This is a genomic window from Streptomyces cavernicola (assembly GCF_029968035.1).
Taxonomy (GTDB): domain Bacteria; phylum Actinomycetota; class Actinomycetes; order Streptomycetales; family Streptomycetaceae; genus Streptomyces; species Streptomyces cavernicola.
The window spans coordinates 1-21,436 of record NZ_JASCIQ010000043.1; the positions used below are offsets into that span (position 1 = coordinate 1).

Below are 21,436 nucleotides of genomic sequence, written 5' to 3' on the forward strand. Positions count from 1 at the left end.
CCCCCCCCCCGGCCCCCCGGGGAACTGCGCGACCAGCCACGACGGCGCAGCAGACGAACGACGACCGGGAACGGGGCGGAGCCCCGGAGGCGGGGGCCGGGGTGCAGCCCCGGGTCTGTCCGCAGGGCTGTCATACCCAGGTAGCACTCCGCCCTGAAGACCCAGGTATGACGGCAGTTACACGCCCGCCTGCCTACGCTGAAGCCCTCATGGAAACGCCAGAAACACTGCGCGCCGGGCTGCGGGAGCTCGGGACCGCGCTCATCACGCCCGCCGCCTCCGGCCAGGCCCCCCTCTCCGGGGCGAGCAAGGCCTGGGTGCGGTTCCTGCCGTACGCCGTCGTGCTCGCCTTCGTCGCCTCGCTGCTGCCCGTCACCGTCACCGTCCTCGTCCAGGACTATCGGATGGGCGGCGCCCTCGCCGGTGCGCTCGGCAGCGCGCAGACCGCCCCGCTGCTGCTCGCCGTCACGAGACCGCTGCCCGCCTGGTGGATCGTGGGGGTCGCGGACGTGCTCGGCGCGCTCGCGCTGCTCGGCGCCGACGGCACCCCCGGCCGCAGCTGGCCGTGGACGCCCATGGTCGTCGTGGGGTACCTGCTCCTGATGCTGCTGCTCGGCCTGCGCGAGTCCCGGCGCACCCTCGTCGCCGTCTGGCTGGCCACGGGCCTCGCCGGGCTGCTCTTCGAGCTGCTCTCCCAGGACCGCAGCGACGGCGTGCAGCTGCTGCTGTTCGTGCTCAGCGGCGTCGTCCTCGTCCTCACGTACGCGCTGCGCGCCCGCGGTGAGGCGCAGCAGCGGCTCGTCGTGCAGGAGACCATCAGCGAGGCGGAGCGGGCGCAGCGCACCCTCCTTGAGGAACGGGCCCGTATCGCAAGGGAGTTGCACGACGTCGTCGCCCACCACATGTCGGTGATCACGGTCCAGGCGGACTCCGCGCCGTACCGCATCCAGGGCCTGCCGGCCGAGGCGCAGGAGGAGTTCGCGGCGATCGCGGGCAGCGCGCGGGAGTCGCTCACCGAGATGCGGCGGCTGCTCTCGGTGCTGCGCAGCGAGGACACCCGGGGCGAGCTCGCCCCGCAGCCCGGCCTCGACCGGCTGCAGCAGTTGGTCGAGGCGACCGTGCGGGCCGGTGTGCCCACCGAGTTGACGTTCTCCGCCGACCCGGCCGAGGTGCCGCAGGCCGTCCAGCTGTCCGCGTACCGGATCGTGCAGGAGGCCCTGGCCAACGTCGTGCGGCACTCACCGAGCAGTGCCCGTACGGACGTGGCCGTGCGCGTGGACCGCGGCGATCTCGTCGTCCTCGTCGACAACGGCCCGCCGCTCTCCCCGACGCCGCCCCTGGAGCACGGCGGTACGGGACACGGCCTGGTCGGCATGCGCGAGCGCGTACGGTTGGCCGGCGGCACGCTCGACGCAGGGCCGGTGGACGCCGGCGGATTCCACGTCGAGGCCAGGCTTCCCCTGCGTACGAAAGGACCGGACAGCCCGTGACGATCCGTGTGCTCATCGTCGACGACCAGGCCATGGTGCGGGCCGGTTTCGCCGCGCTGCTCGCCGCGCAGAGCGACATCGACGTGGTGGGCGAGGCGCCCGACGGCCGGCAGGGCGTGGAGCTGAGCCGCTCCGCCCACCCCGATGTGGTCCTGATGGACGTGCGGATGCCGGAGATGGACGGCCTCGCCGCGGCCCGCGCCCTGCTCGATCCCCCGCCGGGCGTCGTGCACCGGCCGAAGGTCCTGATGCTGACCACGTTCGACGTGGACGACTACGTGTACGAGGCGCTGCGCGCCGGCGCCTCCGGGTTCCTCCTGAAGGACGCGCCGCCCGCCGACCTGATCGCCGCGGTCCGCGTGGTCGCCGCCGGGGACGCGCTGCTCGCCCCGTCCGTGACGCGGCGCCTGATCGCGGACTTCGCCCGGCAGAGACCGGTCCGCGCCAAGGACCCCGCGCTGCGCCTCAACGGGCTGACGCCGCGCGAGACCGAGGTGCTCGAACTGATCGCCCGCGGCCTGTCCAACCAGGAGATCGCCGGACGGCTCGTGCTCGCCGAGCAGACCGTGAAGACGCACATCGGCCGGGTCCTCGCCAAACTCGACCTGCGCGACCGCGCCCAGGCGGTGATCTTCGCGTACGAGTCGGGGCTCGTCGCGCCCGGCGAAGCGGGCTGAGAACCACACCCCCTACCGGGGTAGCACCCCGCGAGCAGGCCCCAAGACCCGGGTATCACCGGGGAGTTGGCTCCCCGGTGTGACGTGTCGGGCACGGCCGTCTTCCTACCTTCCCTCCCGTCATCGAGACGGATGTACGGAACGTACGGGAAGGGGCGACGGCCATGGCCGAGCGGCGGCAGGCGGAGCGGGCGGAGCGCACGAAGAAGCACTGGGGGCGGGGCCGTAGGACGCTGCTCGCGGCCGTGCTGACGGCGGCGGTCGTCGCGGGCAGCGCCGGCTGGGCCGTCGGCTCCGAACAGCAGGCCGTCACCGGCCCGCTTCCCGGCGCCGGCGCGTGGCGTGCCGACCGCGCCCCCGACCTGCACGGCCGCCCCCTGCCCGACCCGGCGACCGCGTCCCCGGCCCGGATCGCCGAGTTCTTCGCCGGCCTGAGCGAGCCGCAACGCCAGGCGCTCGCCGAGCGGCACGCCCTGGTCGTCGGCAACCTCGACGGCGCCCCGCCGGCCCTGCGGTACGCAGCCAACTCCCGTGCCCTGCGGCAGGAACGGGCCGGGCAGCTGGCCCGCGCCGCCGACCCGCGGCTGCCCGACCAGGACCGGGCGGCGGCCCGCGCCCGCGCCGAGCGGTACGCCGAACTGGCCGGGCCCGGCCGGCGGATCCTCGCCTTCGACCCGCGCGGCCGGGGCCAAGTCGCCGAGGTCTACGGGGACTTGACGGCCGCCGAGCACATCGCGGTGATCGTGCCGGGCTCCGATATCGACCTGAACACCTTCGACCGTACGAAGGACCGGTACGGCACCCCGGCCGGCATGGCCCGATCCCTGTACGCGGCGACGGCCGGTCACCGCACGGCCGGTCACCGCACGGCCGTGATCGCCTGGGCCGGTTACACCACCCCGGTCGGGCTCGGCCCCGACGCCGCCACCGGCCGGCTCGCCGAGGCGGGCGCGCCCCGACTGGCCCGGCTCGCGCAGGGCCTGGTCGCGGCGGGCCGCCCGCGCCCTGCGCTGTTCTGCCACAGCTACGGCTCGGTGGTGTGCGGCCTCGCCGCCCCGGACGCCCCCGCGGCCGACCTGGTCGTGGCCGGCTCCCCCGGCATGCGCGTGGACCGGGCCGCCGAACTGCGCACCGGAGCGCGCGTCTGGGCCGCGAAGAACGCGGACGACTGGATCGACGACGTCCCGCACATCCGCCTCCTCGGCCTCGGCCACGGCGCCGACCCCGCCGACCCGGCCTTCGGCGCCCGCCCCGTACCCACCGCGCGGGCCCAGGGCCACACCGGCTACTTCGCGCCCGGCACGGACTCGCTCCGCGCCTTCGCCGAGATCGCCGTCGGCAGCGCCCACTGAGACCTCCCGCTGCCGAACCCCTGCTGAGACCTCCCACCTAGGACTCGCCATGTCGTTGCACTCCGAACTCGCCCCACCCGTCCAGCAGTTGAGCCGTGGCGGCCGCCGGTCCGCCGCTCCCCTGCGCTCCGCCCGTCGCGCCCTGGCTCGTACGGCCGCGACCGTCGAGGCCCGTACGCCCGCGCATCGCGACCGGGCCGTGGACGGGCTGCGGGCGCTCGCGCTGCTCGCCGTGCCGACCGGGCACTGGCTGCTCGGCGGGTTCACGCTCGACGCGGACGGCGCGCTGCACAACGCCAGCCCGCTGTCCGCGCTCGGCGGGCTCGCGCCGGTGAGCTGGTTCCTGCAACTGCTCGGGATCTTCTTCCTGGTCGGCGGGTACGCCTCGGTCCTCTCCTACCGGCGGGCCCGGGAGCGCGGCGGGTCCACCGCCGCCTGGCTGCGCGGGCGGACAGCGCGGCTCGGGCGGCCGGTGCTCGGCGTGACGGCCGTGTGGGCGCTGCTGATCCCGCTGCTCTCCGCGCTCGGCGTGCCCGGCGACTCGCTGCGCACCGGCTCGACGCTGGTGATCCAACCCCTGTGGTTCGTGGGCGTCTACACGGTGATCACCGCTCTCACCCCGCTCTGCGTCCGCGCCGCCGAACGCCTCGGCGCCTGGTCGGCGGCCCCGCTCCTCGCGACCGTCGCCGCCGTGGACTTCCTGCGCTACGGGCCGTACGCGGAGGCCGTGCCGTCCTGGCTGAGCGTCCTGAACATCCTGCCGGGGTGGCTGTTCGCGTACCAACTGGGCGTCTCCTTGGCCGAGAAGAGGCTCGGCAGGCGCGGCGCGTGGCTGCTGCTGCTCGGCGGCACGGCGCTCTTCGCGGTGCTGCTCCTGGCCTTCCACTACCCGGCGTCGATGGTGGGAGTGCCCGGCGAGGCGCGCACCAACTCGCATCCGCCGTCGCTGCTCGTCCTCGCGCTCGCGGCCGCGCAGAGCGGTGCTGCGATCCTGCTGCGGGACCGGATCGGCGCGCTGCTTCGCAGGCCCGCGCTGTGGGCGCCGGTCGTGGTGATCAACCTGTCGGCGATGACGATCCTGTGCTGGCACCAGACGGCGATGTTCGCCGCGGCGGCCACGGGCGCGCGCTTCGGGGAGCTCGCGGGCCTGACGACTTCGCCCGACTCGTTCGCGTGGGTCGCGGCGCGGGCGGCCTGGCTGCCGCTGTTCGCGCTGCTGCTCGTGGCGCTCGGGCGGTACGCGCGCCGCTTCGAGGAGCCCTGGGGCGCGGGCACGCGGGCCGCCCGAATCCGGCGGGCGGCCGCGGGGGTGCTCGCGGCGGGGTTCGCGGCGTTCGCGCTGGGCCTGGCGTGAGGGGCGGCCGCCGGCCGGGGGACCCCGTAAAAGTGATGTCACAGTGAGACATAAATTTTCCGAGGGTACCCAGCCCCCGGCCGGCGGCCGCCGCGTCTCGGCTACTCGCGGCCCGCCGAGGTGAAGCTCATGTTGGCGTAGCGGCCGCCGGCGACCTGCGCGGCGATCGGCTCCAGGAGCTCCAACTCGCTCTCGGTCAGGACCAGTCGGGTCGCGGCCGCGTTCTCCTCGACGCGGCTGCGCCTGCGGGTGCCCGGGATCGGGATCACGGGCAGGCCGTGCACATCGGCCCGCTGCTGCGCCCAGGCGAGGGCGATCTGCCCGAGGCTCGCGCCACGGGACTCGGCGAGCTTCCGCACGGGCGCGAGGAGCGCGGCGTTCACGGTCGCGTTGTCGCCGCTGAAGCGGGGCATCGTACGGCGGAAGTCGTCCGCGCCGAGCTCGGCGCTCGCGTCCGTGAACGCTCCGGTGAGGAAGCCGCGGCCGAGCGGCGAGTACGGCACGAACGCGGTGCCGAGACGGGCCGCGGCCGGGACCACACCGGCCTCCACGTCCCGGCTGAACAGGGACCACTCCGACTGGACGGCGGCGATCGGGTGCACCGCGTGCGCGGCCTCCAGCTCGGGCCCGGTGACCTCGCTGAGGCCCAGCTGCTTCACCTTGCCCTCGGCGACGAGCTCGGCCATGGCGCCGACGGTCTCCTCGATGGGCACGTTCACGTCGCGCCGGTGCATGTAGTAGAGGTCGATGACGTCGACGCCGAGGCGCTGCAGGCTGCCCTCGACGCAACTGCGGATGTACGCGGGGTCGTTGTTGATGCCGCGCTTCAACGGGTCGTCCTTGTCGAGGACGATGCCGAACTTGGTGGCGAGGACGATCTCGTCGCGGTGGGCGTTCACGAACGGCGCGATGAACTTCTCGTTCTCGCCGTGGCCGTACATGTCCGCGGTGTCGAACAGGGTGACGCCGAGCTCAAGGGCCCGCTCCAGGGTGGCCCGCGCCTCGTCGGGGTCGGTGGTCTCGCCGTACGCGAAGCTCATGCCCATGCAGCCGAGGCCCTGGACGCCGACCTCGGGGCCGCCCGCACCGAGGCGGGTGGTCGCGATCTTCTCGGTGCTGCTGTACGTGCCGTTCTCCGTGCTCATCAGGCCCAGGCCCTCTCCGACGCCCGCCGGGCGTCCGCGTAAAAGTCGATCTTGTAGTCGAGTACCGCCAAGGTGCCCTGGAGTTCGGCGATCCGCCCGAGGACGTCGCGCCGCGTCTGCTCCAGGAGCGCCTGCCGCTCCTCGAAGGTGTGCTCGCCCTGCCGCACCAGCTCGGCGTAGCGGACCATGTCCGCGACCGGCATGCCGGTGAGGCGCAGCTTGCCGACGAGCGAGAGCCAGTCCAAGTCCCGGTTGGTGAACCGGCGTTGACCCGTGTGCGAGCGGTCCACGTGCGGCATCAGGCCGATCCGCTCGTACCAGCGCAGGGTGTGCGCGCTGAGCCCGGTGTGGGCGGCCACCTCGCTGATCGTGTACCGGTCCCGGCCGTCGGGCCGCGGGTGCTCGGGGTCGGCCCCGGCACACCGCTCCACCGTCTCCAGCGGTTCCTGCTCGGGGGTCACGGGAGTGCTCTCCATCACCGTCATGCCTCCACGCTATGACCCTGAAGTGCACTCCAAGCAAGCGAAATCGGGAGGAGATCACCCGGTGTTCTCACTACGCTCCCGGCCATGAGTCCCGTACGCCGCGCCACGCCCGAGGACGCCGAGGAGCTCATCCGGCTCCGCAAGATCATGCTGGACTCGCTGCGCCCCAGCGACGACATCGGGTGGCAGGCCGGCACGGCCCGCCACCTGCGCACCGAACTCGCCCGCCCCGACGGCGACTTGATGGCGACGGTCGTCGACGACCCGACGGCCCCCGGCCGCCTCGCCGCCTGCGCGACCGGCAAGATCGAGCACCGCCTGGGCTCCCCGGACAACCCCGACGGCGCGATCGGGTACGTCTTCAACGTCTGCACCGACCCGACCCGACGCCGCCGCGGCCACTCCCGCGCCTGCATGCGGGCCCTCCTCGACTGGTACGCCGAACGCGGCATCCGCAAGGTCGACCTGACCGCGTCGCCGGAGGCGGAGTCCCTCTATACCTCGCTCGGCTTCCACCACATGCGGGAACCGGCGATGCGGCTGCTGCTGCCGGGGGACGGGGCATGAGCGGGCTCGTCCTCCCGGAAGGCTCCTGGTGGGACTGGGAGGTACTCGCCTGGGACACGGACTCCCTGCGCCTCGCCGCAGACCACGACCTCACGTACCACCACGGCCTGGAACTGACCTTCCATGGCCCCCTCCTGGTGCACTGCCCGACGTCCTTCCAGGACCCGGTCTTCCGCCCTCCGGCCCCGGCCGAACTGGCAGCAGTGACCGATCAGTTGGGCGAGCGGCCGGGCGTGCTGATCCCCTTCACGGCGGAGGCGGGCGGCCGCGCGAGGGTGGACTGCCTGATCGCGGCGGAACGGGTGGAGGTCATACGCGAGCTGGTCCTCAAATGGAGCCCGTCCGGCGATTGAGGACGAGGCCGCCAGGCCGATGGGCGGGGCCCGAGTCAACGGTGCGGATCGGGCCGCCCGAACCCCACCCCGTAACCTCATACGCATGCATGCCCTCGCCCAAATCGAGAACTGGCCCGTCCCCACCGCGGCAGCGGCCCTCGTCCGCGCGGACGGCACCGTCGTCGGCTCGCACGGCCCCTCCGCGCACCGCTTCCCGCTCGCCTCGGTGACGAAGCCCCTCGCGGCGTACGCGGCGCTCGTCGCGTACGAGGAAGGGGCGATCGAGCTGGACGAGCCGGCCGGGCCCGAGGGCTCCACGGTGCGGCACCTGCTCGCGCACACCAGCGGCCTGGCCTTCGACGAGCACAAGGTGATGGCCCCCGCGGGCACCCGGCGGCTCTACTCCAACGCCGGCTTCGAGGTGCTCGGCGACCACATCGCGAAGGCCGCCGACATGCCGTTCGCCGAGTACGCCCGGCAGGCCGTGCTCGAACCGCTCGGCATGACCGCCACCACCCTCGAAGGCTCCCCGGCGAAGGACGGCGTGTCCACGGTGGACGACCTGGTGCGGTTCGCCGCCGAGGTGCAGGCGCCGCGGCTCCTCGACGCGCGTACGGTCGTCGAGGCGATGTCCGTCGTGCACCCGGCCCTGTCCGGGATCCTGCCCGGCTACGGCCACCAGAAGCCCAACGACTGGGGCCTCGGCTTCGAGATCCGCGACTCCAAGTCCCCGCACTGGACGGGCAGTTCGTCCTCGCCGCGCACGTTCGGGCACTTCGGCCAGTCGGGCACGTTCCTGTGGATCGACCCGGACGCCGGGTGGGCGGGTGGGAACAACACAGGGGCGGCGTGCGTGGCCCTCACCGACCGCGCCTTCGGCCAGTGGGCGATCGACGCCTGGCCCCCGTTCACGGACGCGGTGCTCGCAGAACTCAGGAGCTAGGCGGGACCCACGGCGCGGGCAGCTCCCACACCAGGACCTCCGCCGCCGACCGCCCCACCAGCTCCAGGCCCCGCCCCCCGGTGAGCCGCACCGCGTCCCCCGGCCCCAACTCCACGTCCCCGAGGGCGACTTCACCCCGGGTGACGTGGACGTACGCGAGCTCCGCGTCCGGGACCGCCGTCCGCTCGCCGGCCGCGAGCCGCCGTACGTGCAGCATCGCGCCCGCCTCCGCGACCTCGTACGGGGTGGAGTCGGCTATGCCGTGCACGACCTCGTACGACGGGTCGCCGCCGGGCTGCAGCGGGGCCAGCCACATCTGCACGAAGACCAGCGGCTCCGGGCCCGCGTTCCGCTCCACGTGCCGGACGCCGCCGCCCGCGCTGAGCCGCTGCACGTCGCCGGGGCGGACGACGGACTCGCGGCCCGTCGTGTCGCGGTGCGTCAGCTCGCCCTCGACGACCCAGGTGACGATCTCGGTGTGGCTGTGCGGATGCTCGTCGAAGCCCGCGCCGGGCGCGAGCCGCTCCTCGTTGCAGGCGATGATCGCGCCGAAGCGCAGGTTGTCGGGGTCGTAGTGCGGGCCGAACGAGAAGGCGTGCCACGACTCGATGCCGGCCTTCGGGTCGCCTCCGGGGTAGCGCTCGTCGGCGCGCCGTACGTCCATCACGCCCCCCACGGTAGACCCGGCACTCCGCCGACCCGCCCGGATAAGGCAGTCTTGTCCCGTGCCCGAACCCGTAGACGAATCTCCGCAGCCGCCCGTACCGCACTCGCATGCCGCGACGCTCAAGCGACTTGAGCAGTCCTCCGGCAGCCTCGCCGCGCAGGCGATCGCGCGCATGGACGAGACGCTGCCGTGGTACCGCGCGATGCCGCCGGAGAACCGGTCCTGGATCGGCCTCGTCGCCCAGGCCGGCATCGCCGCGTTCACCGAGTGGTTCCGGCATCCGGACGCCCCGCAGGCCATCTCCACGGACGTCTTCGGCACGGCGCCGCGCGAGCTGACGCGCGCGATCACGCTGCGCCAGACCGTCGAGATGGTGCGTACGACGATCGAGGTGATGGAGTCCGCGATCGACGAGGTCGCGGCCCCCGGCGACGAGGGCATCCTGCGCGAGGCGCTGCTCGTCTACGCCCGCGAGATCGCCTTCGCCACCGCGCAGGTGTACGCGCAGGCCGCTGAGGCCCGCGGCGCCTGGGACGCCCGGCTCGAATCGCTCGTCGTCAACGCGGTGCTGTCCGGCGAGGCCGACGAGGGCGCCGTCAGCCGGGCCGCCGCGCTCGGCTGGAACTCCCCCGAGCATGTGTGCGTCGTCCTCGGCACCGCGCCCGACGGCGACAGCGAGCTGACCGTCGAGGCGATCCGTCGGGCATCGCGCCACGCCAAGCTGCAGGTTCTGACCGGGGTGCTCGGCGACCGGCTCGTCGTCATCGCCGGCGGCAGCGACAACCCCCTGGCTGTCGCCAAGGCCCTGATCGGCCCGTACGCGGCGGGGCCCGTGGTCGCCGGACCCGTGGTGCCCGACCTGCTCGCCGCCACCCGGTCCGCGCAGGCCGCGGCCGCCGGACTCAAGGCCTGCTCGGCCTGGCAGGACGCGCCGCGCCCGGTGCTCGCGGACGATCTCCTGCCGGAGCGCGCGATCGCCGGAGACCCGGCCGCCCGCGAGCAGTTGGTGGAGGAGATCTACAGACCGTTGGAGGAGGCGGGTTCCGCGCTCCTGGAGACCTTGAGCGTCTATCTGGAGCAGGCCAGCAGCCTCGAAGGCGCCGCGCGGATGCTGTTCGTGCACCCCAACACCGTGCGCTACCGGCTGCGACGTGTGACTGACGTCACCGGATGGTCACCCTCCGATGTCCGCTCGGCCTTCACGCTGCGGATCGCGCTGATCCTGGGGCGTCTGGTCGACGGAGATCCCCAGTCCTAGACTTTTGTCGGGGATCCACAATTCCCCTGACTGTTCTTCGTCCCTGTCCCCACGGGCGGTTGCCGCCGTCCACAAGAGAGAGTGTGAGAGTGCTCGTACTCGTCGCTCCCGGCCAAGGCGCCCAGACGCCCGGCTTCCTGACCCCCTGGCTCGAACTCGACGGCGCCGCCGACCGGCTCGCAGCCTGGTCCGACGCCATCGGCCTCGACCTCGCCCACTACGGCACGCAGGCCGACGCCGACGCCATCCGTGACACCGCCGTCGCCCAGCCGCTGCTCGTGGCCGCCGGACTGCTCTCCGCCTCCGCTCTCGGCGAGGTCGCGCCGGGTGCGGTCGCCGGGCACAGCGTCGGCGAGATCACCGCCGCCGCGCTCGCGGGCGTCCTCGACGACTCCGCCGCCCTGCAGCTGGTCCGCAAGCGCGGCCTGGCCATGGCGGACGCCGCGGCCATCACGCAGACCGGCATGTCGGCGCTGCTCGGCGGCGAGCCGGACACCGTCCTGCCGCACCTGGAGAAGCTCGGCCTGACCCCGGCGAACGTCAACGGCGCCGGCCAGATCGTCGCCGCAGGAACGATGGAGCAGCTCGCCGCGCTCGCCGAGGACAAGCCCGAGGGCACCCGCCGCGTGGTGCCGCTGAAGGTCGCGGGCGCGTTCCACACCGAGCACATGGGCCCCGCGGTCGCCGTCCTGGACGAGGCCGCTAAGGAGCTCTCCCCGGCCGACCCGAAGGTCCGGTACGTCTCGAACAAGGACGGCGCGGCCGTGGACTCCGGCGCCGAGGTGATCGCGCGCCTGGTCGGCCAGGTTGCCAACCCGGTCCGCTGGGACCTGTGCATGGAGACGTTCAAGGAGCTCGGCGTGACCGCGCTCGTGGAGATCTGCCCCGGCGGCACTCTCACGGGCCTGGCCAAGCGCGCCCTGCCGGGTGTGAAGACGCTCGCCCTGAAGACCCCCGACGACCTCGACGCGGCCCGCGCCCTGATCGCCGAACATTCGCAGACGGCCTGAGTAGGAGCCCCGAACGCATGTCGAAGATCAAGCCAAGCAAGGGCGCACCGTACGCACGCATCCTCGGCGTCGGCGGCTACCGTCCGACGCGGGTCGTGCCGAACGAGGTGATCCTCGAGACGATCGACTCGTCCGACGAGTGGATCCGCTCCCGCTCCGGCATCGCCACCCGGCACTGGGCGAGCGACGAGGAGACCGTCGCCGCCATGTCGGTCGAGGCGTCCGGCAAGGCGATCGCCGACGCCGGGATCACCGCCGACAAGATCGGCGCCGTGATCGTCTCGACCGTCTCGCACTTCAAGCAGACCCCGGCCGTCGCCACGGAGATCGCGGACAAGCTCGGCACCGAGAAGGCCGCCGCGTTCGACATCTCCGCGGGCTGCGCCGGCTTCGGCTACGGGCTGACCCTCGCCAAGGGCCTGGTGACGGAGGGCTCCGCCCCGTACGTCCTGGTGATCGGCGTGGAGCGGCTCAGCGACCTGACCGACCTGGAGGACCGGGCGACGGCCTTCCTGTTCGGTGACGGCGCGGGCGCCGTCGTCGTCGGCCCGTCCGAGGAGCCGGCGATCGGCCCGACGGTCTGGGGCTCGGAGGGCGACAAGTCCGAGACGATCAAGCAGACCGTGCCGTGGACCGACTACCGGTCCGGCGAGGTCGCCAAGTTCCCTGCGATCACGCAGGAGGGCCAAGCGGTGTTCCGCTGGGCCGTGTTCGAGATGGCGAAGGTCGCCAAGGAGGCGCTCGACGCCGCCGGCCTGAGCCCGGACGACCTGGACGTCTTCATTCCGCACCAGGCCAACATGCGGATCATCGACTCGATGGTGAAGACTCTCAAGCTGCCGGAGCACGTCACGGTCGCCCGTGACATCGAGACCACCGGCAACACCTCGGCCGCCTCGATCCCGCTCGCGATGGAGCGGCTCCTGGCGACCGGCGAGGCCAAGAGCGGCGACACCGCGCTGGTCATCGGCTTCGGGGCGGGTCTCGTGTACGCCGCCACTGTCGTTACCCTCCCCTAGGCACCGTACGGACTTCGCGGAGATTCACCGTCTGCGCGGAACATCCCGACCGATGCCGCAAACCATCTGATACATACGAAGGAGCGCCACATGGCCGCCACTCAGGAAGAGATCGTCGCCGGTCTCGCGGAGATCGTGAACGAGATCGCCGGTATCCCCACCGAGGACGTCCAGCTGGACAAGTCCTTCACCGACGACCTGGACGTCGACTCGCTGTCCATGGTCGAGGTCGTCGTCGCCGCCGAAGAGCGCTTCGACGTGAAGATCCCGGACGACGACGTCAAGAACCTCAAGACGGTCGGCGACGCCGCCGACTACATCGCGAAGCACCAGAGCTGACCCTCTGCTACTCGCTCAACGCCACCCGGCGGTGGCGCCGTTGTATCCCTATTACGTGGAGAAAGAATCCCTGTGAACTCGACCAATCGCACCGTGGTCGTCACCGGTATCGGCGCAACCACACCGCTGGGTGGCGACGCGGCTTCTACCTGGGAGGGCCTGCTCGCGGGCCGTTCCGGCATCTCCCTGCTCGAGCAGGAGTGGGCCGCCGACCTGCCGGTCCGGATCGCCGGCCAGATCGCCGTGGAGCCGACCGAGATCATTCCGCGCCCGCAGGCCCGCAAGCTGGACCGCTCGGCGCAGTTCGCGCTGATCGCGGCCCGCGAGGCCTGGCAGGACGCGGGCTTCGCCGGTCCCGCCGGTGAGGAGAGCTCCGTCGACCCCGACCGTCTCGGCGCGGTCATCGCCTCCGGCATCGGCGGCGTCACGACGCTGCTCGACCAGTACGACGTGCTGAAGGAGAAGGGCGTACGCCGTGTCTCCCCGCACACCGTGCCGATGCTGATGCCCAACTCCCCTTCGGCCAACGTCGGTATCGACCTGAACGCCCGCGCCGGTGTGCACACCCCGGTCTCCGCGTGCGCGTCCGGCGCCGAGGCCATCGGGTACGCGATCGAGATGATCCGCACCGGCCGTGCCGACGTCGTGATCGCGGGCGGCACCGAGGCCGCCATCCACCCGCTGCCGATCGTCGCGTTCGGCAACATGATGGCGATGTCCAAGAACAACGACGACCCGCAGGGCGCCTCGCGCCCCTACGACGTCGACCGCAACGGCTTCGTGCTCGGCGAGGGCTCCGGCGTGATCATCCTGGAGTCCGAGGAGCACGCCAAGGCGCGCGGCGCCCGGATCTACGTCGAGGCCGTCGGCCAGGGCATCTCGGCCGACAGCCACCACATCACGCAGCCCGACCCGTCCGGCAGCGGCATCGCGCAGGCGGTGCAGAACCTGCTTGACCAGACGGACCTGAAGCCCGCCGAGATCGTGCACGCCAACGCGCACGCCACGTCGACCCCGCAGGGCGACATCGGTGAGCTGAAGGCGCTGCGCAAGGTCCTCGGCGACGACCTGAACCACGTGGCCGTGTCGGCGACGAAGTCGATGACCGGTCACCTGCTCGGTGGCGCGGGCGGTGTGGAGACCGTGGCCACGGTCCTCGCGCTGAAAAACCGTGTCGCCCCGCCGACGATCAACATCGAGAACCTTGACCCGGAGGCCGACGCGGACATCGTCCGCGGCGAGCCGCGTGCTCTTCCCGAGGGGACCATTGCCGCCCTGAACGACTCGTTCGGGTTCGGTGGACACAACGTGGTGCTTGCGTTCCGTACGGTCTGAAGGGTGCCGCCCTCGTAGCGGACCCATACGTCGAAGCCCCGCTCGGATTTCCGAGCGGGGCTTCTGCGTACAGAACTCACAGCGCCAGAACTCACACCACCTGGTGCAGCCACCGCACCGGCGCGCCCTCCCCCGCGTACCGGAAGGGCTCCAACTCGTCGTCCCAGGGCTTGCCGAGGAGGGCGGTGAGCTCGGACTGCAGCTCGCTCTCGCCGCGTTGCGAGCGGGCGAGGGCGGCGCGGAGCCGGTCCTCGGGGATCAGGATGTCGCCGTGGATTCCGGTGACGGCGTGGAAGATGCCGAGGTCGGGGGTGGCGCTGTACCGCTCGCCCTCGGCGTTCGCGTTCGGCTCGGCGGTGACCTCGAAGCGCAGCAGCTGCCAACCCCGCAGGGCGGAGGCCAGCTTGGCGGCCGTGCCGGGCTCGGCCCTCCAGGAGAACTCGGATCTCCAGGTGCCGGGGGCGGCGGGCTGCCGGATCCAGTCGAGGTTCACACGCCCGCCGAGTACGCCCGCGACTGCCCATTCGATGTGCGGGCACAGCGCGCGCGGAGCGGAGTGCACGTACAGAACTCCACGTGTCGTCACCGGACCTCCAGTGTGGGTCGAGGTTCGCCTTCCCCAGCGGCCTCGCGCCCGTGCCGAGCAATGCTGACCGAACGTAGCCAATGACGACTAATTCGGACAGATATGACGTGATGCAATTTACCGGAACCGAGACAGCGGCCTGCCCCTGGGTCGACTGTGGCAAAGCTACCGTGCGGCGGCGGCCCGAGTGTGACGTACCGTCGGTCCCGGTGCGGGGAATCGTTCGGCATTCACCCGGCAGGACGCCACAGCTGTCACAGAGGGGACGACAAGATGCGGGAGTTCGGTTTCGTCCGTCCTCTTCGTCGCGGGGCCGCGCTCGCCGTTGCGGCGGTGTTGGCGGCTTCGGCGCTCGCCGGGTGCGATGACTCCGAGGGCGCCGCGTCGGCACCGAAACCCGCACAGTCGAGCCGGAAGCCGGCGCCGCGACCGGAGCCCGTCTGGGACACCTCGCCGAACTCCGTTGCCGCGGTGGGGGATTCCATCACGCGGGGCTTCGACGCCTGTTCGGTGCTCGCGGACTGTCCGGAGGCCTCGTGGGCGACGGGCACGGACCCTGCGGTGCGCTCCCTCGCGGTGCGGCTGCTCGGCAAGCAGGCGGCGGCGAAGCGGAGTTGGAACTTCGCGAACAGCGGGGCCCGGATGGCCGACCTGCCCGAGCAGATGGAGCGGGCGGCGGCTGAGTCCCCGGACCTGGTGACGGTGCTGGTCGGCGCGAACGATGTGTGCCGTGCCTCGGTGGACGCGATGACGCCGGTCGCCGAGTTCCGCCGCGACTTCGCGGAGTCGCTGCGCACGCTGCGCGCGGAGCGGCCCAAGGCGCAGGTGTACGTGGCGAGCGTGCCCGATCTGAAGCAGCTCTGGTCGCAGGGCAAGGGCAGTGCGATGGCCAAGCAGGTGTGGAGCCTCGGGATCTGCCCGACGATGCTGGGCGAGCCGGACGCCCTGGACGCCCGGTCGACGGAGCGCAGGGACGCGGCGTACGAGCGGGTGGTGGCGTACAACGAGGCGCTGGCGGAGGTGTGCGCGAAGGACGAGCGGTGCCGGTACGACGACGGCGCGGTCTTCGACTACCGCTTCGGCACCGGGCAGTTGAGCCGCTGGGACTTCTTCCATCCGGGCAAGAGCGGGCAGGCGCGGCTTGCGGAGTTGGCGTTCCGGCGGGTGACGGCTGGGTAGTTCCTCCCTTTCGGAGTTTCGACGGCTCGCGGAAGGACCCCTGTGTCAGTCATACGTATGCGGCTCTGCGCCGCTGTGCTCGCCCTCTCCTCGTCTCTCGCCCTCGGCGCCGCGCCCGAGCCCGCACCCGCACCCGCCTCGCAGCCCACTGTCGAGGAGCAGCGGCTCGACCGGGCCGCCCCGCAGGAAATACTGCGCCGTGGCGGATTCGCCGATGCGGCCCCGGAGTTCGCGCGTGCGCTGCGCGCGGCCGGTTCGTACGTGGAGGCGCGGCGGGTCGTCGTACGGCACGGGGCGCGGCTGTGGGAGCGGGCCGTGGGCCGGGTGCAGGGGCGGGTTCCGGTGGCGGACGGGGAGTTGAGCCGGGACGACGACCGGCCGCTGTACTGGGCGCGGTTGGCGATGACGCGTGAACTGCGGGCCCTGGACGCCGAGTTCGAGCTGACCGAGGAGCGGCGGGAGGCACTGCTCGGGGAGCTTGAGCGGGCCTCGCGCGGGCAGGACGACATCCGGTACCCGGACCGTGGTGAGCGCAAGGTGCTGCTGACCGGGTTCGACCCGTTCACGCTCGACCGGGACGTCCGCATCAGCAACCCTTCGGGGGCGGCGGCGCTCGCGCTCGACGGTACGTATGTGCGTACGGCGGACGGGCGCAGGGCGCGGGTGGAGGTGGCCGTCTTCCCGGTGCGCTGGCAGGACTTCGCGGACGGGGCGGTGGAGCGGGCGCTGCGGGCGCAGCTGCCGCGGGTGGACGCGTTCACGACGGTGAGCCAGGGCCGGGTGGGCCGCTTCGACGTGGAGCGGTTCAACGGGGCCTGGCGGGGCGGCTTCCCGGACAACGTGAACGTGTCGCGCACGGAGACGGTGCCGGTGAGCGACCCGGCGACGCAGCCTCAGTGGACCCGGACGACGCTGCCGTACGAGCGGATCGTGGCGGCGGACACGGGGCCGTTCCCGGTGTACGACAACACCGAGGTGACGGAGATCCCGGCCGGGGCGAGCGAGCCGGTGAAGCGGCCGGACGGGCCGACGGAGGGCTCGACGGCCCGCGCGGGCGGGGGCGGCGACTATCTGTCGAACGAGATCGCGTACCGGGCGACGCTGCTGCGCGACCGGCTCGGTCTGCACGAGTTGCCCGGGGGCCATGTGCACACGCCGGTGCTGCAGTTCGGGGCGGGCAACACGGATCCGGCGAGCGGCACGGTCACGGACCCGGAGTTCGTCCGGAACCGGCTCGCGATCGTCTCGCAGGTGCGGGGGATTGTGTCGGTGGCTGCGGCCGGTCGTTGATTCTCCCCACCCCGCCCCTTCCCGAAAGACCTGCGGTCGGCTCCTGGGGGCCAGCCCCCGGACCCCCTCCCCCAAGCTCTCGGCTTCGCTCGAGCAGGGGGGACCCCCATCTCAAACGCCGGAGGGGCTGGATTTTGCGGGCTGGGGCGGGATGTCACGTGCCCCGATAGGGGTGCGGGGAACTGCGCGACCAGCCACGACGGCGGGAAAGCCAAAAGACAGCGGGGTCCGGGGCGCAGCCCCGAAGCTGCTGCAAGCTTTCGGGAAGGGGCGGGGAGGGGAGACATCCAGCGCCCGCGGCGACACCGCTACTTCGCGTACGGGTTGCCCTGCATCGGCTGCCGCGGCTGCCCGTACGCCTCAGGGGCCTGCGGGGCGGGCTGCATCGGCTGGCCGTGCGGGGCGGGGGCCTGCGGCTGCCCGTACGCCCCCGGGGCCTGCTGGCCGTACGGCGCGGCGGGCTGCCCGCCCGCCGCGTACAGGCTCGGGTCGCCCGACTGCGGCTGCTGCGGCGGGAGTTGATTCTCACCGCGCAGGTCGCGGACCATCAGCGTCGCGCCCGCGACCGCACCCGGCATCAGGAAGACCGCGACGAACGGGATCAGGAAGGACAGGGCGAGCGGCACGCCGAAGCCCCAGGTCATCATGCGGTTGGCGCGGAGCATCGCGAGCTGTTCGCGGACCTCGACGCGGCGGCGCTGCAGGGCGACCGAGGTGAGTTCCTGGGCGAGGAAGAAGCCGGTCACGCCGAAGCCGATCACGGGGACGACGGTCTGTCCGAGTACGGGGATGAAGCCGAGGGCGAAGAGGAGCACCGCCCACAGCAGGGCGCGGACCAGGATGCGGAGGCTGTCGCGGGCCGAGATCCACAGTTCGCGCAGGAGCGGCAGGCCCGACTCGGGTGCGGTGCCGTCGGGCGACTCGGACTTGTCGACCTGCTCGGAGAGGGACTCGTAGAAGGGCTGGCCGATGAGGAGCGTCACCGCGGTGAAGGTGATCACCGCGAGGAACAGGCCGAGGGCGAAGAGCAGCACGGTGAGGAAGCCGCGGAAGAGGTCGATCCAGGGGGACGACCAGTCGTCGGCGAACGGCGTGGCCCAGGCGATCAGGTCGTCCGCGCCGAGGGCGAGACCGGTCAGGGCGGCCGCGTAGAGCACGAGGGTGATGAGGCCCGGGATCAGGCCGATGCCCAGCCAGCGCCCGTGGCTCGCGACCCAGCGCTGGCCTTTCGCGAGATATCCAAAACCGGTTCCCAGATCACGCATCGCCATGTCGAACACCCTAACGGGAGCGTGTCGGCGAGCAGTCGGCGCGGGGCAACGGTGCTGTCACAGAGGGCGCACAGTGGGCGCTGGAAATTTCCGTGGCCAACACACCCTTGTTGGCGGGGAGTTGGATCCGGTAGACCTCGCGTATTGATCTTCCTGGCCGAACGGTTCGGGACATTTGGAGGTACGTGTGGGCATACCGAGACCCGCCCTCATCACTCTGGCCACCGCGACGGCCGCCGTGCTGCTCGCTCCGCTCGGGGCGAGCGCCGACCCGGGGGCTCCGCGTCCGGTGCGGGACAGCGGTGCGAGCGTCGCCGACAGTGCGGCGAAGTCGCCGGTCACGGCCGCCGAGCGGGCCCTGAAGAGCGCGACCGGAACCGGGACCGCCGGGCCGGCCGCGCGCACCGGCGGCTACCCGCGCGAGCAGGTGCTGCCGGCCCAGCCGGAGAACCCCGGCGACAAGTCGATCAAGCTGGGCCTGACCCCGTACCACTCGATCGCTCCGGCCCTCAACGAGCTGCAGGAGCTGGGTGACCGGGTCAGTGTGGAGGTCGCCGGGGAGTCCTCGAAGGGGCATCCGCTGTATCTGGTCACCGTGACCTCGCCGGAGTCGGCGCGGGCGGCGGGCGAGCAGGAGCGGATGCGGCAGCAGATCGAGAGTTCGCCCGCGGAGGCCGCCGAGGATCCGCAGATCAAGGCCCGTTACAAGACGCCGGTGTTCGTCAACAACAACATCCACGGCAACGAGTGGGAGGGCACGGACGCGGCCCTCGAACTCATCGAGGAACTCGCCACGTCGAAGAGCGAGGAGACCGAGCAGCTCCTGGACACCTCGCGGGTGTACTTCAACGTGACGGCCAACCCGGACGGCCGGATCGCGGGTACGCGTGCCAACGGCAACGGCTTCGACCTGAACCGGGACTTCGTCACCGCGTCGCAGCCGGAGACGCGGGCGATGCGGCAGATCGCGATCGACAAGCAGCCCGCGGTGATGATCGACCTGCACGGGTACGTGAACGGCACCCTGATCGAGCCGACCACTCCCCCGCACGGCGAGAACTACGAGTACGACCTGTTCCTGAAGAACACGTACGCCAACGCTCTCGGTATGGAGAAGGCCGTCAACGGTCTCGGCTACACCGAGGCGAAGGACGGGGTGAAGCCCGCCGTGATCCCGTTCCGGGACCAGGAGGAGGGCTGGGACGACTGGCCGCCGATCTTCACTCCGCAGTACATGCCGTTCCACGGCGCGGTCGCCTCGCACACCATCGAGTTCCCGATGCGGGTGAACAACGCGGACTACGACTCGCTGCCGGTGGACGAGCTGCGCCGCAGGTCCGGGATCAACGTGGACATCGCGGGCGCGGCGATGCGTGCGACGCTGGACTTCGCGCGGACGAAGCGGAGCTCGCTGATCGCCGACCAGATCGAGACGTTCCGGCGGGCCGACGCGGGCGAGAAGCAGGTGGAGGTCTCCGAGGAGACCGTGCCGGGTGTCCCGGGCATCGGCCCGGAGGACGTCTACACCACCGAGTTCCCGCGCGCGTACGTCATTCCGGCGGGCGACGGGGAGCGCACGGACGCGGCCACGGCCCGCCTGGTGAACCACCTGCTCGACAACGACGTACGGGTGGAGCGCGCGAGCGAGGCGTTCCGGCTCGACGGGCGTGCGTACCCGGCCGGCTCGTATGTGGTGGATCTGCACCAGTCGAAGCGCGGCATGGCGAACGTGCTGCTCGCCGAGGGCCGGGACATCAGCGACAAGGTGTCGACGATGTACGACATCTCGGGCTGGAGCCTCGGTCTGCTGTGGGGCGCGCAGGTGCGGGCGGTGCCGGAGGGCACGGACCTGGACGTGCGGCGCTCGGCGGTGCGGGGCGCGGTGGCCGGTGACGCGGGGGCGGGCCTGGACTCGCCGGAGGCGGTCGCGGCGGCCAACGCGCAGCAGCCGACGAAGGTCGCCGCGGCGGTCACGCCGGGTGAGCTGTTCGCGCTGCGGGAGATGAAGTTCGACGTGACGCCGGTGTCGACGGCGGCCCTGAACGACGGCTTCGACTGGGAGGGCACGGACGCCCTGTTCGTGTCCTCGGGGCTTGCGCACGACAAGCTGAACGCCTCGGCGAAGAAGGCGCTCGACGGCTTCCTCGCGGACGGCGGCCGGGTGGTGGCGCGCGGCGCGACGGGCGCCGCGTTCAACGACTCGGCGAAGCTGCTGGACGTGACGGCGGTCGAGGGCAACGAGGCGGCGAACGGCGTGGTCCGGGTGAGCAACGAGGGCCCGCTCGCCGAGGGCGCCCCGGCGCACAGCTTCGTGTACTCGCCGATGTGGTTCACGGGTCTCGGCTCGGGCGTCCGCGTCGAGCAGTCGTACGCGAGCGGGAACCCGCTGGTCGCCGGGCACTGGCGGGCGGCCGAGAACGGCAAGGGCGGTCCGGGCGACGCTTCGGGCCGGGCGTCCGTGGTCAGCGGGCGCGCGGGCGGCGCGGAGGTCGTCCTCTTCGGTACCGAGCCGATGTTCCGGGTGCACCCGAAGGGCCTGTTCCCGCAGGTCGGACGGGCACTGATCGGCTGATCCCGCGCCCCTGCGACACACACCGAGGGCCGCACTCCGGAATTCCGGAGTGCGGCCCTCGGGCGGTTCGCGGTCCGTCAGTCGATGTCGACGGGGTGCGCGGTGGCTCAGGCGACGGCGAGGGAGACCTCGATGTTGCCGCGGGTGGCCTTGGAGTACGGGCACACCTGGTGGGCCTTCTCGAGCAGGGACTTGGCGGTGGCCGCGTCCACGGTCGGGATGGAGCCCTTGATGGCGACGATGATGCCGAAGCCCTCGTCGTTGGAGCCGATGCCGACCTCGGCGGTCACGAGCGAGCCCGTGATGTCGACCTTCTCGTTACGCGCCACGACGCCCAGGGCGCCCTGGAAGCACGCCGCGTAACCGGCGGCGAAGAGCTGCTCGGGGTTGGTGCCCTCGCCGGAGCCGCCCATCTCCTTGGGCGGGTTGACGACGACGTCGAGCTTGCCGTCGTCGGCGGCGACGCGGCCGTCACGGCCGCCTTCCGCGGTGGCTACGGCGGTGTACTTGACCTCGGACTGCTGGATGGCCATTTTGCTGCTTTCCTCCATCGTCGGTGCCG

21 protein-coding genes are annotated in these 21,436 nt (G+C 72.2%); 15 read left to right on the forward strand and 6 right to left on the reverse strand.

Annotated elements, in window-relative coordinates:
- Window positions 1-209: 209 nt before the first annotated feature.
- From QIS96_RS31035 to QIS96_RS31050, 4 genes are all read left to right on the forward strand, one after another.
- Entirely contained in the window at window positions 210-1,490 is a 1,281-nt protein-coding gene (locus QIS96_RS31035) for a sensor histidine kinase (RefSeq protein ID WP_282546151.1), read from the forward strand.
- On the forward strand, window positions 1,487-2,167 hold the full coding sequence (locus tag QIS96_RS31040; RefSeq protein ID WP_282546152.1) for a response regulator: 681 nt from the start codon (window positions 1,487-1,489) through the stop codon (window positions 2,165-2,167). The genes QIS96_RS31035 and QIS96_RS31040 overlap by 4 nt, the downstream gene beginning before the upstream one ends.
- Before the next feature lie 233 nt (window positions 2,168-2,400).
- On the forward strand, window positions 2,401-3,519 hold the full coding sequence (locus QIS96_RS31045) for an alpha/beta hydrolase (protein WP_282546205.1): 1,119 nt from the start codon (window positions 2,401-2,403) through the stop codon (window positions 3,517-3,519).
- A gap of 49 nt (window positions 3,520-3,568) precedes the next feature.
- Window positions 3,569-4,873, forward strand: coding sequence for an acyltransferase family protein (locus tag QIS96_RS31050; protein WP_282546153.1), 1,305 nt, complete (start codon window positions 3,569-3,571; stop codon window positions 4,871-4,873).
- Between the two features lie 101 nt (window positions 4,874-4,974).
- Here the strand turns inward: QIS96_RS31050 and QIS96_RS31055 are convergent, their stop codons facing one another.
- Window positions 4,975-6,018 carry an aldo/keto reductase gene (locus tag QIS96_RS31055; protein ID WP_282546154.1) on the reverse strand — a complete coding sequence of 348 codons (1,044 nt, stop codon included), beginning with the start codon at window positions 6,016-6,018 and terminating at the stop codon, window positions 4,975-4,977.
- Window positions 6,018-6,503 carry a MerR family transcriptional regulator gene (locus tag QIS96_RS31060; protein WP_282546155.1) on the reverse strand — a complete coding sequence of 162 codons (486 nt, stop codon included), beginning with the start codon at window positions 6,501-6,503 and terminating at the stop codon, window positions 6,018-6,020. The genes QIS96_RS31055 and QIS96_RS31060 overlap by 1 nt, the downstream gene beginning before the upstream one ends.
- A gap of 84 nt (window positions 6,504-6,587) precedes the next feature.
- Here QIS96_RS31060 and QIS96_RS31065 point away from each other — a divergent pair, with 84 nt between their 5' ends.
- The 3 genes from QIS96_RS31065 to QIS96_RS31075 all read left to right on the forward strand — a co-directional run bounded on the left by QIS96_RS31065 (window position 6,588) and on the right by QIS96_RS31075 (window position 8,348).
- Window positions 6,588-7,070, forward strand: a complete 483-nt coding sequence (locus tag QIS96_RS31065; protein ID WP_282546156.1) for a GNAT family N-acetyltransferase — start codon at window positions 6,588-6,590, stop codon at window positions 7,068-7,070.
- A complete protein-coding gene (locus tag QIS96_RS31070) occupies window positions 7,067-7,423 on the forward strand; it encodes a hypothetical protein (RefSeq protein ID WP_282546157.1) in 357 nt (118 codons plus the stop codon). Before QIS96_RS31065 ends, QIS96_RS31070 begins: the two co-directional genes overlap by 4 nt.
- 85 nt (window positions 7,424-7,508) lie before the next feature.
- Window positions 7,509-8,348, forward strand: a complete 840-nt coding sequence (locus QIS96_RS31075; protein WP_282546158.1) for a serine hydrolase domain-containing protein — start codon at window positions 7,509-7,511, stop codon at window positions 8,346-8,348.
- Here QIS96_RS31075 and QIS96_RS31080 read toward each other — a convergent pair.
- The gene (locus QIS96_RS31080) at window positions 8,338-9,012 is read right to left on the reverse strand and encodes a pirin family protein (RefSeq protein ID WP_282546206.1); all 675 of its coding nucleotides are present in this window, start codon (window positions 9,010-9,012) and stop codon (window positions 8,338-8,340) included. The genes QIS96_RS31075 and QIS96_RS31080 overlap by 11 nt on opposite strands.
- Before the next feature lie 61 nt (window positions 9,013-9,073).
- On the opposite strand from QIS96_RS31080, the gene QIS96_RS31085 reads away from it, so the two are divergent.
- The 5 genes from QIS96_RS31085 to fabF all read left to right on the forward strand — a co-directional run bounded on the left by QIS96_RS31085 (window position 9,074) and on the right by fabF (window position 13,976).
- On the forward strand, window positions 9,074-10,273 hold the full coding sequence (locus QIS96_RS31085) for a PucR family transcriptional regulator (protein WP_282546159.1): 1,200 nt from the start codon (window positions 9,074-9,076) through the stop codon (window positions 10,271-10,273).
- An 89-nt stretch (window positions 10,274-10,362) separates the two neighbouring features.
- On the forward strand, window positions 10,363-11,283 hold the full coding sequence (locus tag QIS96_RS31090; protein WP_282546160.1) for an ACP S-malonyltransferase: 921 nt from the start codon (window positions 10,363-10,365) through the stop codon (window positions 11,281-11,283).
- A 17-nt stretch (window positions 11,284-11,300) separates the two neighbouring features.
- The gene (locus QIS96_RS31095) at window positions 11,301-12,302 is read left to right on the forward strand and encodes a ketoacyl-ACP synthase III (protein WP_282546161.1); all 1,002 of its coding nucleotides are present in this window, start codon (window positions 11,301-11,303) and stop codon (window positions 12,300-12,302) included.
- 90 nt (window positions 12,303-12,392) lie between these two features.
- Window positions 12,393-12,641 carry an acyl carrier protein gene (locus QIS96_RS31100; RefSeq protein WP_282546162.1) on the forward strand — a complete coding sequence of 83 codons (249 nt, stop codon included), beginning with the start codon at window positions 12,393-12,395 and terminating at the stop codon, window positions 12,639-12,641.
- 72 nt (window positions 12,642-12,713) lie between these two features.
- Entirely contained in the window at window positions 12,714-13,976 is a 1,263-nt protein-coding gene (gene fabF / locus QIS96_RS31105) for a beta-ketoacyl-ACP synthase II (RefSeq protein ID WP_282546163.1), read from the forward strand.
- 91 nt (window positions 13,977-14,067) lie between these two features.
- Here fabF and QIS96_RS31110 read toward each other — a convergent pair whose 3' ends face one another.
- Window positions 14,068-14,562, reverse strand: coding sequence for a DUF3145 domain-containing protein (locus QIS96_RS31110; protein ID WP_282546164.1), 495 nt, complete (start codon window positions 14,560-14,562; stop codon window positions 14,068-14,070).
- A 273-nt stretch (window positions 14,563-14,835) separates the two neighbouring features.
- Between QIS96_RS31110 and QIS96_RS31115 the strand changes: the two genes are divergently transcribed.
- Complete coding sequence (locus tag QIS96_RS31115; protein ID WP_282546165.1) at window positions 14,836-15,741, forward strand: SGNH/GDSL hydrolase family protein; 906 nt, start codon at window positions 14,836-14,838, stop codon at window positions 15,739-15,741.
- 42 nt (window positions 15,742-15,783) lie between these two features.
- Window positions 15,784-17,031, forward strand: a complete 1,248-nt coding sequence (locus tag QIS96_RS31120; protein ID WP_282546166.1) for a C15 family peptidase — start codon at window positions 15,784-15,786, stop codon at window positions 17,029-17,031.
- A 308-nt stretch (window positions 17,032-17,339) separates the two neighbouring features.
- Here QIS96_RS31120 and QIS96_RS31125 read toward each other — a convergent pair whose 3' ends face one another.
- A complete protein-coding gene (locus QIS96_RS31125) occupies window positions 17,340-18,296 on the reverse strand; it encodes an EI24 domain-containing protein (protein WP_282546207.1) in 957 nt (318 codons plus the stop codon).
- Window positions 18,297-18,489: 193 nt separating this feature from the next.
- Between QIS96_RS31125 and QIS96_RS31130 the strand changes: the two genes are divergently transcribed.
- Window positions 18,490-20,874 (forward strand): M14 family zinc carboxypeptidase, encoded by a 2,385-nt coding sequence (locus tag QIS96_RS31130; protein WP_282546167.1) that lies wholly within the window; start codon window positions 18,490-18,492, stop codon window positions 20,872-20,874.
- A 107-nt stretch (window positions 20,875-20,981) separates the two neighbouring features.
- Here the strand turns inward: QIS96_RS31130 and QIS96_RS31135 are convergent, their stop codons facing one another.
- Window positions 20,982-21,407, reverse strand: coding sequence for an organic hydroperoxide resistance protein (locus tag QIS96_RS31135; protein WP_282546168.1), 426 nt, complete (start codon window positions 21,405-21,407; stop codon window positions 20,982-20,984).
- Window positions 21,408-21,436: the final 29 nt, after the last annotated feature.

Bases quoted from the DNA above. Each gene is read 5' to 3' on its own strand.
- QIS96_RS31035 (WP_282546151.1), top strand. From the start codon at position 210: ATGGAAACGCCAGAAACACTGCGCGCCGGGCTGCGGGAGCTCGGGACC.
- QIS96_RS31050 (WP_282546153.1), top strand. From the start codon at position 3,569: ATGTCGTTGCACTCCGAACTCGCCCCACCCGTCCAGCAGTTGAGCCGT.
- QIS96_RS31055 (WP_282546154.1), bottom strand. From the start codon at position 6,018: ATGAGCACGGAGAACGGCACGTACAGCAGCACCGAGAAGATCGCGACC.
- QIS96_RS31060 (WP_282546155.1), bottom strand. From the start codon at position 6,503: ATGACGGTGATGGAGAGCACTCCCGTGACCCCCGAGCAGGAACCGCTG.
- QIS96_RS31065 (WP_282546156.1), top strand. From the start codon at position 6,588: ATGAGTCCCGTACGCCGCGCCACGCCCGAGGACGCCGAGGAGCTCATC.
- QIS96_RS31070 (WP_282546157.1), top strand. From the start codon at position 7,067: ATGAGCGGGCTCGTCCTCCCGGAAGGCTCCTGGTGGGACTGGGAGGTA.
- QIS96_RS31075 (WP_282546158.1), top strand. From the start codon at position 7,509: ATGCATGCCCTCGCCCAAATCGAGAACTGGCCCGTCCCCACCGCGGCA.
- QIS96_RS31080 (WP_282546206.1), bottom strand. From the start codon at position 9,012: ATGGACGTACGGCGCGCCGACGAGCGCTACCCCGGAGGCGACCCGAAG.
- QIS96_RS31095 (WP_282546161.1), top strand. From the start codon at position 11,301: ATGTCGAAGATCAAGCCAAGCAAGGGCGCACCGTACGCACGCATCCTC.
- QIS96_RS31100 (WP_282546162.1), top strand. From the start codon at position 12,393: ATGGCCGCCACTCAGGAAGAGATCGTCGCCGGTCTCGCGGAGATCGTG.
- QIS96_RS31115 (WP_282546165.1), top strand. From the start codon at position 14,836: ATGCGGGAGTTCGGTTTCGTCCGTCCTCTTCGTCGCGGGGCCGCGCTC.
- QIS96_RS31125 (WP_282546207.1), bottom strand. From the start codon at position 18,296: ATGCGTGATCTGGGAACCGGTTTTGGATATCTCGCGAAAGGCCAGCGC.
- QIS96_RS31135 (WP_282546168.1), bottom strand. From the start codon at position 21,407: ATGGCCATCCAGCAGTCCGAGGTCAAGTACACCGCCGTAGCCACCGCG.